Genomic DNA, 17333 nt, shown 5'->3' on the forward strand with positions numbered 1-17333 from the left:
CCGGTCGTCAGGAGTACCCCCGTGTTGCACGAAAGCCCGGTCGCCCACGCACATTTCGGTGCCCAGCAGCCCGCCGGCGCGTTCCCGCTCTCGGCAGCCCAGCGCGGTATCTGGTTCGCCCAGCACCTGGCCGGCGACACGCCCGTCAACATCGCCCAGTACGTCGACATCACCGGGGACCTCGACCTCGATGCCCTCGAGACGTCCGCTCGTGCGGTCGGACGCGAGTTCGGCACCGGCTTCCTGCGCATCCTCGAGGAGGACGGTCACCCGTTCCAGACCGTCGTGCACACCGGGGAGCGCCTGACGGTGGTCGACCTGCGCGGCGAAGCCGATCCCGTCGCCGCGGCCCGCGACTGGATGGAGCGCGACTACACCGCGCCGGTCGACATGTGCAGCGACCGGCTCGCCGTCACCGCCGTGCTGCGCGTCGCCGACAACCGCTGGTTCTGGTACGCCCGGATCCACCACATCGCCCTCGACGGCGTCGGAGCGATGACCCTCGTCGCGCGCACCGCCGAGCGCTACACCGCCACCGTCACCGGAACCGAGGTGCACGCCCCGCGCACCGCGGCGCTGCCCGACATCGTCGCCGAGGACGAGGCCTACCGCCGTTCCCCGCGGTTCGAGACCGACCGCGCGTACTGGACCGAACACCTGGCCGGCCTGGGTGATCCCGTGTCGCTGGCCGGCCGGGCCGCCCCCGCCGACGCGCATCCGCTGCTGGTCGGCGCGGAACTTCCCCCCGACACCGAGCAGGCCCTGCGCGATGCCGCGACCCGGCGCGGGTCGAGCCTCGCCCCGCTCGTGGTCGCCGCGTTCGGCACCTACCTCGCCCGGATGACCGGCCACGACGAGGTGATGCTCAGCCTGCCCGTCTCGGCCCGCACCACCGCCGTGCTGCGCCGCTCCGGCGGCATGCTCGCCAACGTCGTGCCGCTGCGGTTGCGGACCGACGCCGCCACCGTCGCCTCCGTCATCGCCGCAGCGGAACTCGAGCTGACCGGGGCGCTGCGCCGCCAGCGGTACCGGCAGGAGGACATCGCCCGCGACCTCGGTCTCACCGGCGACCACGCCGCCGGGTTCGGCCCGTCGGTCAACCTCATGCTGTTCGACCACCAGGTCCGGCTCGGCGCGCTCACCGGCCGGGTGCACGTGCTCACCTCCGGGCTCATCGAGGACCTCTTCGTCAACCTCTACCCGGGCGGGCACAGCACGCACCTCGACTTCCAGGCCAACCCGAACCTGTACACCCGGGACGAGCTCGCCGCGCACCACCGTCGGTTCCTCGCGTTCCTGCACCGGTTCGCCACCGCCGCCCCGGACCGGCGGCTCACCGACCTGGACCTGCTCGACGAGGACGAGCGCGCGGCTCTCGTCCCGGCCCGTGGCGCCGACCCGGTGCCCGCCCGCACCCTCGCCGACCTGCTCACCGCGGGGGCGGCCCTCGACCCCGGTGCCGTCGCCGTGATCGACGGTCCCCGCACCGTGACCTACTCCGAACTGGACAGCGCCACCGACCGGCTCGCCCGGCTGCTGCTGACCCGCGGCGCCGGCCCGGAGACCACCGTGGCGCTGGCGCTGGCGCGCTCGCTCGACTCGGTGCAGTCCGTGTGGGCGGTTGCCAAGACCGGGGCCGCGTTCGTGCCCGTCGACCCCGGCCACCCTCGCGCCCGGCTCGAACACGTCCTGCGCGACAGCGGCGCCCGCATCGGCCTGACCGTCGCCGCGCACCGCGACGGCCTGCCCGACGACACCGACTGGATCGTGCTGGACGACCCCGGGACCGTCGCGGCGATCGCGGCCAAGGACGCCGCGCCGGTCACCGACCGGAGGATCCGACCCGAGCACGCCGCCTACATCGTCTACACCTCCGGGTCCACCGGCACCCCCAAGGGCGTCGTCGTCACCCACGCCGGCCTGGCGAACCTCGCCGACGACACCCGCACGCGGCTCGCCCTCACCCCCGGCTCGCGCGCCACCCACCTGTACTCACCGGCCTTCGACTCCTCGATCGAGGAGCTGCTGTCGACCTTCACGGCCGGCGCCACCCTGGTGGTGGTACCGCCGCAGGCCTACGGCGGTACCGAGCTCGCCGAGGTGCTGCACGCCGGACGAGTCACCCACCTCGACGCGACCCCGGCCGTGCTCGCGACCCTCGACCCCGACGCCCACCCCGAGATCGGCACGGTCGTGGTCGGTGGTGACGCCTGCCCGCCCGACCTGGCCGACCGCTGGTCCCGGGGGCGGAAGTTCCTCAACGCCTACGGCCCCACCGAGGCCACGGTCACCGCCACGTTCGCCGCCCCGCACCGTCGCGGCGCCGGCGTCGACGTCGGAGCACCGATCCGTGGCATGCGTGCCCTGGTCCTCGACCGGTGGCTGCAGCCCGTGCCGGTGGGGGTGACCGGCGAGCTGTACCTGGCCGGGCCGGGTGTCGCGCGCGGCTACCTCGGCCGCCCCGACCTGACCGCGGCCCGCTTCGTGGCCGACCCGTCCGCGCCCGGCGAACGCATGTACCGCACCGGCGACCTGGTCCGCTGGCGCGGTGTGTCCCTCGGGCTGCCAGGGGAACCCGAAGGACACACCGGCGGCACAGCCGCCGTGCTCGAGTTCGCCGGCCGCACCGACCACCAGGTCAAGATCCGTGGATTCCGCGTCGAACTCGGCGAGGTCGATGCCGCGCTGCTGCGGCACGAGACCGTGGCCCGGGCCGTCACCGTCGGCACCTCCACGCCCGCCGGCGCAACCGTCCTCGCTGCCTACGTCGTCGGACGTCCCGGCACCCCCGTCGACGGTGGCGCCCTGCGCGCCGCACTCGCCGACACCCTGCCCGCCTACCTCGTGCCCGCGGTGGTCACCGTGCTGCCCGAGCTGCCGCTCACCCCCGTCGGCAAGATCGACCGGGCCGCGTTGCCCGCCCCCGACTTCGGCGCCACCGCGACCGCCGGCGGCCGCGCCCCCGAGGGCGCACGCGAGGAACTGATCGGCGCGCTGTTCGCCCAGGTGCTCGGGGTGGAGCGGGTTTCCGCCGACGACAGCTTCTTCGCCCTCGGCGGCGACAGCATCGTCGCGATCACCCTGGTCTCCCGCGCCCGCGCCGCCGGACTGCGCTTCACCGCCCGCGACGTCTTCGAACGTCGCACCGTCGCCGCCCTGGCCGCCGTCGCGGTGGCGGACACCGGCGCCGCGACGGCCCTCGCCGAACTCCCCGGGGGCGGCACCGGCCCGGTCGAGACCACCCCGATCGTCGCCGAACTGCTGGCCGGCGGCGGGCCCGTCGACCGGTACGGGCAGGCCGTGCTGATCCGGCTGCCTGAGCAGCCCGACGCCGCGCACCTGGCCGGGGCCGCGCAGGCGCTGCTCGATCGGCACGACGCGCTGCGGATGCGGCTGACCGCGGCCCGCACGCTCGAGGTGCTCCCGGCCGGCGCGGTCGCCGCCGAGGCGGTGCTGCACCGCACCCCCGTCGACGCGCCACGCCGCGCCGCCGAGGCCGCGCTGGAGGCCGCGGCGGACCGGCTCGACCCGGCCGCCGGAATCGTCGCCCAGTTCGCGTGGCTGGCCTCGCCCGACGGCCGCGACGACCTGCTCGTGGCCGTCGTCCACCACCTCGCCGTGGACGCGGTGTCCTGGCGCATCCTGCTGCCCGACCTCGCCGCCGCCTACACCAGCGGCGGTGCCGCGTCCGCCCTCGCCCCGGTCGGCACGTCGCTGCGCCGGTGGGCGCACGGCCTGACCGAGGCGGATCGCAGCGACGAAGTGCCGCTGTGGGAGCGGATTCTCGCCACGCCCGATCCGGCGCTGGGGGAGCGGCCCTTCGACCCGGCGCGCGACACCGTCGCCACCTCCGCGCAGCTGCGCGTGCGCGTGCCCGCCGAGGTCACCGACGCCGTCCTGACCGCGGTCCCCCAGCGTTTCCACTGCGGCCCCGTCGAGGCGCTGCTCGCCGCGCTCGGCCTGGCCGCCGACCGGTGGCGCCGCAACCGTGGCCGCACCGTCCCCGCGACGCTCGTCGGCGTCGAGGGCCACGGGCGGGAGGAGGCGGCGGTGCCCGGTGCCGACCTGTCCCGCACCGTCGGATGGTTCACCACCGTGCACCCGCTGGACGTGGACCTGACCGGGATCGACGTCGACGACGCCTTCGGCGGTGGTGCCGCGGCGGGCGCGGCGATCCGATCGGTCAAGGAACGGCTCGCCACCGTCCCCGACCACGGCATCGGCTACGGCCTGCTCCGGTACGTCGCCGGGCTCCTGCCCGCGCATCCGGCACCGCAGATCGCGTTCAACTTCCTCGGCCGCATCGACACCACGGTCGACGGGCCGTGGCTGCCGCTCGGCACCGCCGCGACCCGCGAACCACGCATGCCGCTGCCCGCGGTGCTCGACATCGACGCCGCCGTCGACGGCGACGGTCTCGTCGGCACCTTCACCTACGCGAGCGGCCTGCTCGACGAGGACGCCGTCGACGAGTTCGCACAGCTGTGGGTGGCCGCACTCGCCGCGCTCGCCTGGCACGTCGCCGACCCGGCCGCCGGCGGGCACAGTCCCTCCGACTTCCCGCTCGTCGCCGTCGACCAGGACCGGATCGACGAATGGGAGCACGAGAGGGGAGGCCTGGCCGACGTGTGGCCACTGTCGCCCCTGCAGGCCGGGCTGCTGTTCCACACCGGCTACGCCGCCGCGGACGCCCCCGACGACTACACCGTGCAGACCGTGCTCGACCTCGCCGGCACCGTCGACGCCGCCCGGCTGCGCGCCGCTGCCCAGTCCGTGGTCGACCGGCACGACAGTCTGCGCGCCGCCTTCCGTGAGACCGCCGCCGGACCGGTCCAGCTCGTGCGGCACACCGCCGTGCTGCCCTGGCGGGAAACCGATCTGCGCGGCCGCGCCGACACCGACGGCGAACTGGCGCGCATCCTCGAGGCGGACCGCGCCGACCGGTTCGACCTCGTCGCCGCACCGCTGCTGCGCATCCATCTGATCCGCACCGCCGACGACCGGTACCGGCTGCTGCTGACCAACCACCACCTCGTCCTCGACGGCTGGTCCACCCCGCTGCTCGTCGCCGAACTGCTCACCGCCTACGCCGCGGGCGCGGCGGTGCCCGGCCCGGCGCCGTCGTTCCGCGACCACCTGGCCTGGCTGGCCGGCCGGGACGCCGGCGCCGCACGGTCCGCGTGGGCCCGCGCCCTGGACGGCATCGACGCCCCCACCCTCCTCGCCCCGCACGCCGACGCGGCCGACGCCGGCGGCGCCGCCCACACCGTCGAACTGAGTGCCGAGACCGCCGCCAGACTCGCCGCCGTCACCCGCGCCCACGACGTCACCCTCGCCACGGTCGTGCAGGCGGCGTGGGGGCTGACCCTGGCCGAGGCCACCGGCCGCACCGACGTGGTGTTCGGCTCCACCGTCTCCGGCCGCCCGCCCGAGCTGCCGGGCGTGGACGCGGTGCTGGGTCTGTTCGTCAACACCGTGCCGGTGCGAGTGCGCCTGCAGCCCACCGACACCGGCACCGAACTGCTGCGCCGCATCCAGGCCGAACAGGCGGCGCTCCTCGAGCACCAGCATCTCGGCCTCCCCGAGATCCACCGGGCGGCCGGCGCCACCGAACTGTTCGACACCCTCGCCGTCGTCGAGTCCTACCCGCTCGACCGCGCCGCGCTGTCCGCAATGGCCGGCAACGCCGGCATGCGGGTCCTCGGCGTCACCGGCGCCGAAGCCACCCCGTACCCCGCGAGCCTGATCGTGGAGCCGGGCGACCGGCCGCAGCTGAGCCTGCGCTACCGCCCCGCCTCGGTCGGCGACGTCGCCGCCCGCCACCTCGTCGAGCGATGCGCGCAGCTGCTCGGGGCGCTCGCCCGGACCCCGGACCGCCGCATCGCCGCGCTCGGCGCTCCCGGTGCCGCAGCCCCGTTCACCCCCGGCCGGGACCGGGCCGTCACCCTCGCCGGGATCCTCACCGGTACCGCAACCCGTCACCCGGACGCGGTCGCCGTCGTCACCGACGCCGACGAGATCACCTACCGCGACCTGAACGACCGGGCCGACGCACTGGCGGGGCTGCTCGCGGCGCACGGCGCCGGACCCGGCACGGCCGTCGCGCTGGCGCTCACCCGCTCGTTCGAGTCGCTCCTCGCCGTGTGGGCGGTCGCGAAGACCGGTGCCGCCTTCGTTCCCGTCGATCCGCGCCATCCGCAGGACCGGATCGAGCACATGCTCACCGACTCCGGCGCACAGCTGGGCGTCACGGTCTCCGCTCACGGCGACCGGCTGACCGGTTCCGCGGCGACCTGGCTGGTTCTCGACGACCCCGCCACCCCCGCCCGCCTCGCCGCGACCGGGTCCGCAGCGTCGTCGCCGGCCCGGCTCGACGACCCGGCCTACCTCATCTACACCTCCGGTTCCACCGGCACCCCGAAGGCCGTCACCGTCACCCACCGCGGCCTGGGCAACCTGATCGACGCCCAGATCGCCGTGCTCGGACTGACCCCCTCGGCCCGCGTCGCGCACGTCGCGTCACCGAGCTTCGACGCCTCCGTCTTCGAACAGCTCGCCGCGTTCGCCGTCGGCGCCGGGCTCGTCGTCGTGCCGCCGACCGTCGTCGGCGGCGACGAACTGACCGCCCGGCTCACCGCCGCCGCCGTCACCCACCTCGTCCTCACCCCAGCGGTGCTGGCCACCCTCGACCCGGCGGCGGCCACCACCGTGCAGACGGTGGGCGTCGCCGGCGAAGCCGTCCCCACCGACCTGGTGCGCCGGTGGGCGCCCGGCCGGACGATGCTCAACTTCTACGGGCCGACCGAGGCCACCATCTGGGCCACCGTCGCCGACCTCACCGCCGACGCGCCCGTCACGCTCGGCACCGGCATCCCCGGCACCGAAACCCTCGTACTCGACGGCTGGCTCCGGCCGGCGCCCCTCGGCACGGTCGGCGAACTGTACCTGTCCGGCCCCGGTCTGGCCCGCGGCTACCACGGGCGGGCACCCCTGACCGCGAGCCGGTTCGTCGCGCATCCTCGCCGGCCCGGCGCACGGATGTACCGCACCGGTGACCTCGTGCGCTGGACCCGCGACGACGACGGCCGACTCGTCCTGGAATATCTGGGCCGCACCGACTTCCAGATCAAGGTGCGCGGCATCCGCGTCGAGCTCGGCGAGATCGACAACGCCCTCACCGCCGACGGTGACGTCGACTTCGCGACCACGCTCGGACGCCCCGGACCCACCGGCTCGACCGTCCTCGTTTCCTACGTGCGACCCGCGCCGGGGCGCACCCTCGACCCGGACCGGCTGCGGGACCGGCTCGCCGACCAGCTCCCTGCCCATCTCGTGCCCGCCGCGATCGTCGTCCTCGACGAGGTTCCGCTCACCCCGGTCGGCAAGCTCGACCGGACGGCGCTGCCGGCACCGGACTTCGGCCGCAGCCGCCGCCCGGCCCGCGCGCCGCGCGGACCCGTGGAGACCGCTGCCGCCGCCGCGTTCGCCGAGGTCCTCGGGCTGGACGACCTCGGTGCCGACGACTCGTTCTTCGACCTGGGTGGCAACTCCCTCGACGCGACCCGCGTGATCGCCCGCGTCAACGCCACCGCCGGCACCGCCCTGGCGGTACGCGACCTGTTCGAGGCCCCCACCCCGGCGGCGCTCGCCGCCCGCGCCGCGGGCCGCACCGGTGCCGCCGCCGCGCTCGGGCGCCGCGAGCGTCCCGCCCGCCTGCCGCTCGGACCGGCACAGCACCGGATGTGGGTGCTCAACCAGTTCGACCCCGACTCCGGCGTCTACAACATCCCGGTGGCGCTGCGCCTGCGCGGACCGCTCGACCTCACCGCCCTCGCCGCCGCCTTCGGCGACCTCACCGGCCGGCACGAGAGTCTGCGCACCGTCTTCCCGGCCGACGCACACGGCCCGCACCAGGTGATCGTCGACACGGTGCCCCCCGGCATCGACGTCGTCGAAGTGCCCGCGGACGCGGTCCGCGACGCGGTGGCGGACTTCGCCGGTGCCGGTTTCGACCTGACCGTCGAGCTGCCGGTGCGGGCCCGGGTGCTGCGCCTGGGGGTGCAGGAGCACGTGCTGGTGCTGGTGCTGCACCACATCGCCGCGGACGGGGTGTCGGTGGCGCCGCTGGCGCGGGACCTGATCGCCGCGTACGCCGCGCGCACCGCGGGTGCGGCGCCCGGCTGGGCGCCGCTGCCGGTGCAGTACGCCGACTACACGCTGTGGCAACGCGAGACGCTCGGCGAGCCCGACGACCCCGACTCGACCACCGCCCGGCAACGGGACTTCTGGACCCGCACGCTGGCCGGCCTCCCGGACCGGATCACCCTGCCCACCGACCGGCCCGGACCCGCGGTGCAGTCCGGCGCGAGCGCCGACATCGCCTTCACCCTCGACGCGGACCTCCACGCCGGGCTGCGACGTCTCGCCCGCACCGCGAACGCCACCGTGTTCATGACCGTGCACGCCGCGCTCGCCGCGCTGCTCTCGCGCCTCGGCGCCGGCGACGACATCGCGGTGGGCACCGCGGTCGCCGGTCGCGGCGCCGCCGAACTCGACGACCTGGTCGGCATGTTCGTCAACACGGTGGTCCTGCGCACCCCGGTACGCCCCGAGGTCACGTTCGCCGACCTGGTGGCGCAGGTCCGCGAGGCCGACCTGGCTGCCTTCGCCCACGCCGACCTGCCGTTCGACCAGGTGGTCGAGGCGGTGCGCCCGGCTCGCTCCACCGCGCACCACCCGCTGTTCCAGGTCTCCCTCGCGCTGGCCGACTTCGCGGCGCCGACCCTCGACCTCGACGGGCTCGAGATCGCCCCGGAGGACATCGCCCGGGTCTCCTCGCAGTTCGACCTCGGGCTCGAGCTGCGCGAGCACACCGGCGACGACGGCCGGCCCGCCGGGCTGGACGCCACCCTCACCTACGCGACCGACCTGTTCGACGACGCCACCGCCCGCACCCTCGCCGCGCGGTTCGTGCGCTTCCTCGCCACCGTGACCGCCGACCCGGCCGTCCCCGTCGGGGACGTGGCACTGCTGGACGCGGCCGAGTCCGCCGAACTGGCCGCCACGGCCGGCCCGGCGGGTATCGGGCCGTGGCTGCTGCCCACGATGCTCGCGGCCGCCGCCGCCGCACACCCCGCGCGCCCGGCGCTGCGGGCCGGCGGCACCGACTGGACCTACCGTGAACTCGACGATGCCGCCGGCCGGCTCGCGCACCGGCTCGTCGCCGCCGGGGTGGGTCCGGACGTGCGCGTGGCACTCGCACTGCCTCGCTCCGCGGAGTCGGTGCTCGCCGTGTGGGCGGTCGCCAAGGCCGGGGGCGCCTTCGTGCCCGTCGACCCGGCGTACCCGGCCGAGCGCATCGCGCACATGCTCCACGACAGCGGCGCCACCTTCGGACTGACCACGGCTGCGCACCGGGCCGCGCTGCCCGGCGCGCTCACCTGGCTCGAGCTCGACGACCCGGCGCTGCAGGCCGCATGCGCCGACGACTCGGCCGCACCGTGGACCGATGCGGACCGGACCCGGCCGCTGCATCCCGACCACGCCGCCTACCTCATCTACACCTCCGGCTCGACCGGCACCCCGAAGGCCGTCACCGTCACCCACCGCGGGCTGGCGAACATCGTTCGCGCCCAAGCCGACTCGCTCGACGTCGGGCCGGACGCGCGGGTCCTCGGCTTCGCCTCGCCGAGCTTCGACGCGGCCGTCTTCGAACAGCTGGCCGCCTTCGGCGCCGGGGGCTGCCTGGTGTCGGTCCCGTCCGGCATCGTCGGTGGCACCGAACTGGCCGCTCTCCTCGAGGCCGAGCAGGTGACGCACGTGGTCCTCACCCCCTCGGTGCTCGCGACGCTGGACTCGGCGGAGCCGACCACGATCCGGGTGCTCGCGGTGGCCGGCGAGGCGGTCGGTTCGGACCTGGTGGAGCGGTTCGCCGGGGGACGGACGATGCTGAACCTGTACGGGCCGACGGAGGCCACCATCTGGGCCACCGCGTCGACGGCGCTGACGGCGGGCCGGCCGGTGACGATCGGATCGGCCGTGCGCGGCGTGACGCCCCTGGTGCTCGACGGCCGGCTGCGCCCGGTCCCGGTGGGTGTGGCGGGGGAGTTGTACCTCGCCGGCGACGGACTGGCGCGCGGCTACCACGGGCGGCCGGGACTGACCGCAGCCCGGTTCGTGGCGCATCCGCAGGGAGCGCGGATGTACCGCACCGGGGACGTGGTGCGGTGGGTGCACGCCGCGGGCCGCCTCGAGCTCGAGTACGTCGGCCGCAGTGACCACCAGGTCAAGGTCCGCGGAATGCGGATCGAGGTGGGGGAGATCGACGCGGCGCTGACCGGGCTGCCAGAGGTCGACCGCGCGGTGACGGTGGGCCGGCCCGGCCCGGCCGGCTCCCCGGTGCTGGTGTCGTACGTACTCGCGGCGACCGGATGCGACCCGACGGCCGAGGCGCTGCGGGCCCGGATGTCCGAGTTGCTGCCGGCCCACCTCGTGCCGGCGGCGGTCGTCGTGCTCGACGAAATGCCGCTGACGCCGGTGGGCAAGCTGGACCGGGCGGCGCTGCCCGAGCCCGTCTTCGCCGCCGGCGCCGGGCGGGCCCCGCGCACCCCGGCGGAGGAGGCCGTGGTCGCCGCGTTCGCCGAGGTGCTGGACCTGGACCGGGTGGGGATCGACGACTCGTTCTTCGACCTCGGCGGCAACTCGCTCGACGCCACCCGCGTCGTCGCCCGCCTGAACTCCGCCCTGGCGGTGCGCGACCTGTTCGAGGCGCCCACCGCCGCGGCGCTGGCCGTGCGCCTGCTCGAGCGTCCCGCCCCGAGGATCGCCCTCACGGCCCGGCCCCGCCCGGCCCGGGTGCCCCTCGGGCCGGCGCAGCAGCGCATGTGGGTGCTCAACCAGCTCGACCCGACCTCCGCGGCGTACAACATTCCCGTCGCGTTGCGCCTGTCCGGGCCGATCGACGCCGCGGCGCTCGTCGCGGCGTGGCGGGACGTGACCGACCGGCACGAGAGCCTGCGCACCGTCTTCCCCGCCGATGCGGACGGCCCGCACCAGGTGGCCGTCGACGCCGGGAACGTGCTCGACTTCACCGAGGCACCGGCCGACGTGCATGCCGCGGTGGCGGACTTCGCCGGTGCCGGTTTCGACCTGACCGTCGAGTTGCCTGTGCGGGCCCGGGTGCTGCGGCTGGGGGTGCAGGAGCACGTGCTGGTGCTGGTGTTGCACCACATCGCCGCGGACGGGGTGTCGGTGGCGCCGCTGGCGCGGGACCTGATCGCCGCGTACGCCGCGCGCACCGCGGGTGCGACGCCCGGCTGGGCGCCGCTGCCGGTGCAGTACGCCGACTACACGCTGTGGCAACGCGACATCCTCGGCGACGAGACCGATCCGCGGTCGACCGCCGCGCTACAGCGCGACTTCTGGGTGAGCACCCTCGCCGGGCTTCCGGACCGGATCACCCTGCCCACCGACCGGCCGCGCCCGCCCGTGCAGTCCATGGCGAGCGCCGACGTGGATCTCGCGGTCGGTGCCGACGTGCACGCCCGGCTGCGGGCCGTCGCTGCCACCGAACACGCCACCGTGTTCATGACCGTGCACGCCGCGCTCGCCGCGCTGCTCTCGCGCCTCGGCGCCGGCGACGACATCGCGGTGGGCACCGCGGTCGCCGGTCGCGGCGCCGCCGAACTCGACGACCTGGTCGGCATGTTCGTCAACACGGTGGTCCTGCGCACCCCGGTGCGCCCCGAGGTCACGTTCGCCGACCTGGTGGCGCAGGTCCGCGAGGCCGACCTGGCTGCCTTCGCCCACGCCGACCTGCCGTTCGACCAGGTGGTCGAGGCGGTGCGCCCGGCTCGCTCCACCGCGCACCACCCGCTGTTCCAGGTCTCCCTCGCGCTGGCGAACTTCGAGCAGCCGGAGCTCGAGGTCGCGGGCCTGCGCATCGAACTGCAGGACGTCGCCCACGAGTCCTCACCGTTCGACCTGAGCCTCACCCTGCGCGAACGCACGACCGCGAACGGCGAACCCGACGGAATCGAGGTGACCCTCGGCTACGCCACCGACCTGTTCGACGACGTCACCGCCCACACCCTCGCCGCCCGCTTCGGCCGGCTGCTGACGGCGGTCGCCGAGAACCCGCACGCCACGATCGGCGACGTCGACCTGCTCGACCCGCAGGAGGCCGACGAACTGCGGGCCGGCACGGGCCCGGAGTCCGTCGCCCCGGTGACCCTGCCGGAACTGCTGCACGCCGCGGCGACGGCGCGACCCGACACCGTCGCCGTCGTCACCGACGACCGGCAGGTCACCTATCGCGAACTCGACGCCCGCGCGGCGCTGCTCGCCGACGCCCTCGCCGCGCGGGGTGCCGGTCCCGGCACTCTCGTCGCGCTGGCACTGACCCGATCGTTCGAGTCGGTGCTCGCGGTGTGGGCGGTCGCTCGAACGGGCGCGGCGTTCGTGCCCGTCGATCCCCGGCACCCGCAGGAACGGATCGAGTACATGCTCGCCGATTCCGGGGCCGTCCTGGGGGTGACCGTGACCGAGCACCACGACCGCCTGCCCGCCTCGCTCGGGTGGCTGGTGCTCGACGGCCCGGCCGCCGACACCCGCCTCGCGCTCGTCCCGCAGCGGCCGCGGGTCACGGCCGTGCACGTCGACGATCCCGCCTACCTGATCTACACCTCCGGTTCGACCGGCACCCCCAAGGCGGTCACCGTCACCCACCGCGGACTGGGCAACCTCGTTGCGGCGCAGCAGGAGACCCTGGCGCTGACCCCGCAGGCCCGGATCGCGCACATCGCGTCGCCGAGTTTCGACGCCGCGGTGTTCGAGCAGCTCGCCGCATTCGCGGTCGGCGCCCGCCTCGTGGTCGTCCCGCCCACCGTCGTGGGCGGCACCGAACTCGCCGACCGGCTCCGTGCGGCCCGGGTCAGCCATCTCGTCGTCACCCCCGCCGCGCTGTCGACGCTCGACCCGGCCGCACTGGCCTCGGTGGAGGTGCTGGCTGTGGCCGGGGAGGCGACCGGACCGGAACTCGTGGACCGGTTCGGTGAGGGCCGCACGATGCTGAACCTGTACGGACCGACGGAGGCCACCATCTGGGCGACGGCGGGTCCGCTGGTGCCGGGCCGGGCGGTGACGATCGGATCGGCCGTGCGCGGCGTGACGCCGCTGGTGCTCGACGCCCGCCTGCGGCCGGTACCCGCCGGCGTGACGGGCGAGCTCTACCTGGCCGGGGCCGGGCTGGCGCGGGGCTACCACGGACGGGCGGGACTGACTGCCGGCCGGTTCGTCGCTCGTCCCGATCAGCCGGGGGAGCGGATGTACCGCACCGGGGACCTCGTGCGGTGGGTGCGGACCGGGCACGGGCTCGAGCTCGAGTACCTCGGGCGCGGTGACCACCAGGTCAAGGTCCGCGGGATGCGTGTCGAGGTCGGCGAGATCGACGCGGCGCTCACGGCCCTGCCCGAGGTCGACTTCGCGGTCACCGTCGGGCGACCCGGACCGTCCGGCGCCCAGGTGCTCGTCTCCTACGTGCTCCCGGCTCCGGGACATCACCTCGACCCGGCCCGGGTGCAGCGCCGGACGGCGCAGCGGCTGCCCGGACACCTGGTGCCGGCGGCGATCGTCGTGCTCGACGAACTGCCGCTGACCCCGGTCGGCAAGCTGGACCGGGCGGCGCTGCCGGAGCCGGTGTTCGCGGCCGGCTCGGGACGCGCCCCGCGCACCCCCGCGGAGGAGGCGGTGGTCGCGGTGTTCGCGCAGGTGCTCGGCCTCGCGCACGTCGGGATCGACGACTCGTTCTTCGACCTGGGCGGGACCTCCCTCGATGCCACCCGGGCCTGCGATCGGCTCGGCGCCGAACTCGGGACCGCCGTGCCGGTGATCGCGCTGTTCTCGGCGCCCACCCCGGCGGCCCTGGCCGCCCACATCGAGGCCGAGGACACCGGCGGGCAGCCGGACTCGCCGTTCGCGGTGCGGCTGCCGCTGCGCACCGACGGCGACGGAGCACCGCTGTTCTGCGTGCATCCGGCGTCCGGACTGGCCTGGGGCTACGCCGGGCTCGCCGCGCACCTCGCCCCCGGACGGCCGGTGTACGGACTGCAGTCCCCGCACCTCGACGGCCGCGAGGACGCCCCGGCGACGATCGCCGCGTACGCCGAGCGGTACGTCGACGAGATCCGTGCGGTCCAGCCCACCGGCCCGTACCACCTGCTGGGCTGGTCGCTCGGCGGATTCATCGCCCACGCCGTCGCCGCGCGGTTGCGCGATGCCGGCGAGGAGGTGGCGCTGCTCGCGCTGCTCGACGCGGACCTGATCGCCCGCGACGTCGCGGCGCCGGAACCGCTGACCGCCGGCGAACTCGTCGCGGCCCTCGGCTCGTCCCTGGGGCTACCCGACCTCGATCCGGCCCTGACGGCCGCCGAGGCCGCCGCGCTGATCCGCACCCACACCGGGGCGCCGGTCGAGGCCGGCCACCTCGACCGGATGACCGCCGAGTACAACGGTTCGGCGTCGCTTCTCGCCGGCTACCGGCCGCCGCTCTACGACGGTGACCTCGTCTTCGTCACCGCGACGGCCGACAAGCCGCAGCACGCCGGGGGTTTCGCCGGCTGGCGGCCCTACGTCACCGGCGCGATGCACAACCACCTGCTCGATGTCGCACACGACCGGATGACCGCACCCGACGCGGTGCCCACCCTGGCCGCGGTGCTCGACCGGCACCTCGGCGACGACCGGTACCTCGCCGCGTCCTGACCGCACAGTCCACCCCCGATTCCGAACGGAGCACCATGTCCCCCTCGACCCCCGCCGTCCTCGTCGACGCCGTCACCAAGAGCTTCGGGCCGGTCCCGGCCCTGTGCGGCGTGAGCTTCACTGCCGAGCCCGGTGAGGTTCTCGGCGTCCTCGGCCCCAACGGCGCCGGCAAGACGACCACCGTGAACATCCTGTCCACCCTGTTGCGGCCGGATTCCGGTCGTGCCGTCGTGGCCGGTCACGACGTCGTCACCGACCCGGCCGGGGTGCGCCGCGCGGTGATGCTCACCGGCCAGTACGCCGCCCTCGACGACATGCTCACCGGATTCGAGAACCTGGTCCTGTTCGCGCGCTTGCTCGGGCTGCGGCGCCGCGCCGCCCGGGCCCGCGCGCGGGAACTGCTCGCCGAGTTCGACCTCGAGGATGCCGCCGACCGGCGGGTCGGCAAGTACTCCGGCGGTATGCGCCGTCGCATCGACATCGCGTGCGGGCTCGTCGTCCCGCCCCGGGTGGTGTTCCTCGACGAGCCGACCACCGGCCTCGATCCGCGCAGCCGCCAACGGGTCTGGGACCTGATCGCCGGTTTCAAGGCGCAGGGCGTCACCACGTTGCTCACCACGCAGTACCTCGAGGAGGCCGACCTGCTCGCCGACCGGATCGTCGTCATCGACCGGGGTACGGTCGTCGCCGAGGGCACCCCCGCCCAGTTGAAGCAGCGCGTCGGCGCCACCTTCTGCGAGGTCGTCCCGGTGCAGGTGACCGACGTACCCGCCGTGGCGCAGGTGCTGCGCCGATTCGCCCCCGCGGCGGTGATCGAAGTCGCTGCCGACCGCGTCACGATCCCCGCCCCGCACGGCGCGGGCACCCTGGCGCAGGTCGCCACCGCCGTCGCCGCCCACGGTGTCGCGGTCTCCGACATCGCGCTGCGGCGACCGTCGCTGGACGAGGTCTTCCTCGCCCTCACCGCCGCCCGGCCGCGATTCGAGGTGGTGGCATGACCACGACGACCGTCGCACCGTCGCCTTCACCGCTCTACCAGTGGTGGGTGCTGTCCGTGCGCACTCTGCTCCCGGCCGTCCGCGGCGGCGAGCTCGTCACCGCACTCGTCGCTCCGCTCGTGTTCACCGTCGGGTTCTACGTGCCGCTGCAACGGGTGATCGCCCTGTTCACCGGCGGGACCGTCGACTACGGGCAGTTCCTGATGCCGCTGATCGCGCTGCAGGCCGTGTCCTTCACCGCGATCTCCGCCGCGTTCCTGGCCGCCACCGATGCGGTGCACGGCATCGACCGCCGGTTCGCGACGATGCCGATCGCGGCGGCCGTGCCGCTCGCCGCCCGCCTGTCCGCGAGCGCCGTCAAGTGCGCGTTGTCGCTGGCCGCAGCGATCGGCTGCGGGTACGTCATCGGTTTCCGCTTCGCCGGGACCACCGCGGCCGTCGGGTTCTGCGCACTTGCGCTCACCATCGGGATGGTCCTCACGCTCGGAGCCGATGTGCTCGGCACCGTGTTCCGCAGCCCGGAAGCCACCACGCAGGCCCTGATGCTGCCGCAGCTCGTGCTCGGAATGCTCTCCTGCGGCTTCGTTCCGATCGACCAGTTCCCGGCCTGGATCCAGCCGTTCGTCCGCAACCAGCCCGTCTCCCAGTTCGCGTCGAGCCTGCGCGGGCTCGCCGACGGCACCGGTGCCGCCCTGACGCCGACGCTGCTCTGGCTCGGCGGGATCCTTCTGGTCGTCGTCCCCCTGGCCACCCGCACGAACCGGAGGCAGCGATGAGCACCACCGTGACCACACCCGAGAACTCGGTCCCCGCTCTCGTGCGGCACACCATGCTGCAGGCCGGGCGCCTGCTGACCCGCTGGCGCCGGGATCCCATGACGGTGCTGCAGAGCCTCGCCTACCCGGTGCTCCTGTTGTTGATGCTCGAGGCGGTGCTCGGCCGGCAGGTCTCGGCGTTCGCCGGGCAGGACGCGCTGTACGGGACGGTGCCGATGGTCGTCGTGATGAGCGCGCTGCTCGGCTCGCTGGCCGGTGCCGTCACGCTCGGCCGCGAATGCGAGGCCGGGCTGCCCGCACGGCTGTGGGTGCTGCCCGTCCACCGGGCTTCGGCGCTGGCCTCGAGATTCCTCGCCGAGGCGGTGCGCATCGCCGTGACCACCGTCGTCGTCGCCGCCGCCGGGGTCGTGCTCGGTTTCCGCTTCCACCGCGGCCCGCTCGCCGCGATCGGATTCCTGGCCGTACCGGTGCTGTTCGGGCTGGCGTTCGCCGCGCTGGTCACCGCGGCCGCATTCATGGCCGCGAAAACGGTGGTCATCGAATCGATCTCGTTGCTGTGCACGCTGATGCTGTTCTTCAATCCGGGGTTCGTGCCGATCGGTGCGTACCCGGAGGTGCTCGCGCCGGTGATCCGCAACCAGCCCATGACCAGCGCCGTCGAGACGATGCAGGCGCTGGCCCTGGGCGGCGCCGTCCAGGGCCCGCTGGTGCGCACCGTGGCCTGGTCGGTGGCCCTGGTCGCGGTGTGCGCCGTGCCGGTGATCCGCGGATACCGGCGGGCCCTGTGACCGGATCGGCC

The 17333-nt window shown here is 74.9% G+C and carries 4 protein-coding genes; all 4 read left to right on the plus strand.

Features of this window, described 5'->3' with window-relative positions:
* Positions 1 to 21: 21 nt before the first annotated feature.
* From QYS60_RS04675 to QYS60_RS04690, 4 genes are read left to right on the plus strand one after another with little or no spacing between them, the layout of a single operon-like run.
* Positions 22 to 14760 (plus strand): amino acid adenylation domain-containing protein, encoded by a 14739-nt coding sequence (locus tag QYS60_RS04675; RefSeq protein WP_371382545.1) that lies wholly within the window; start codon positions 22 to 24, stop codon positions 14758 to 14760.
* A gap of 35 nt (positions 14761 to 14795) precedes the next feature.
* Entirely contained in the window at positions 14796 to 15758 is a 963-nt protein-coding gene (locus QYS60_RS04680) for a daunorubicin/doxorubicin resistance ABC transporter ATP-binding protein DrrA (RefSeq protein WP_054374705.1), read from the plus strand.
* Positions 15755 to 16534 (plus strand): ABC transporter permease, encoded by a 780-nt coding sequence (locus QYS60_RS04685; protein ID WP_054374704.1) that lies wholly within the window; start codon positions 15755 to 15757, stop codon positions 16532 to 16534. Before QYS60_RS04680 ends, QYS60_RS04685 begins: the two co-directional genes overlap by 4 nt.
* Complete coding sequence (locus tag QYS60_RS04690; RefSeq protein WP_371382546.1) at positions 16531 to 17322, plus strand: ABC transporter permease; 792 nt, start codon at positions 16531 to 16533, stop codon at positions 17320 to 17322. The genes QYS60_RS04685 and QYS60_RS04690 overlap by 4 nt, the downstream gene beginning before the upstream one ends.
* Positions 17323 to 17333: the final 11 nt, after the last annotated feature.

The organism is Rhodococcus sp. GXMU-t2271, assembly GCF_041414735.1.
GTDB lineage: Bacteria > Actinomycetota > Actinomycetes > Mycobacteriales > Mycobacteriaceae > Rhodococcus > Rhodococcus indonesiensis.

Bases quoted from the DNA above. Each gene is read 5' to 3' on its own strand.
- QYS60_RS04680 (WP_054374705.1), top strand. From the start codon at position 14,796: ATGTCCCCCTCGACCCCCGCCGTCCTCGTCGACGCCGTCACCAAGAGC.
- QYS60_RS04685 (WP_054374704.1), top strand. From the start codon at position 15,755: ATGACCACGACGACCGTCGCACCGTCGCCTTCACCGCTCTACCAGTGG.
- QYS60_RS04690 (WP_371382546.1), top strand. From the start codon at position 16,531: ATGAGCACCACCGTGACCACACCCGAGAACTCGGTCCCCGCTCTCGTG.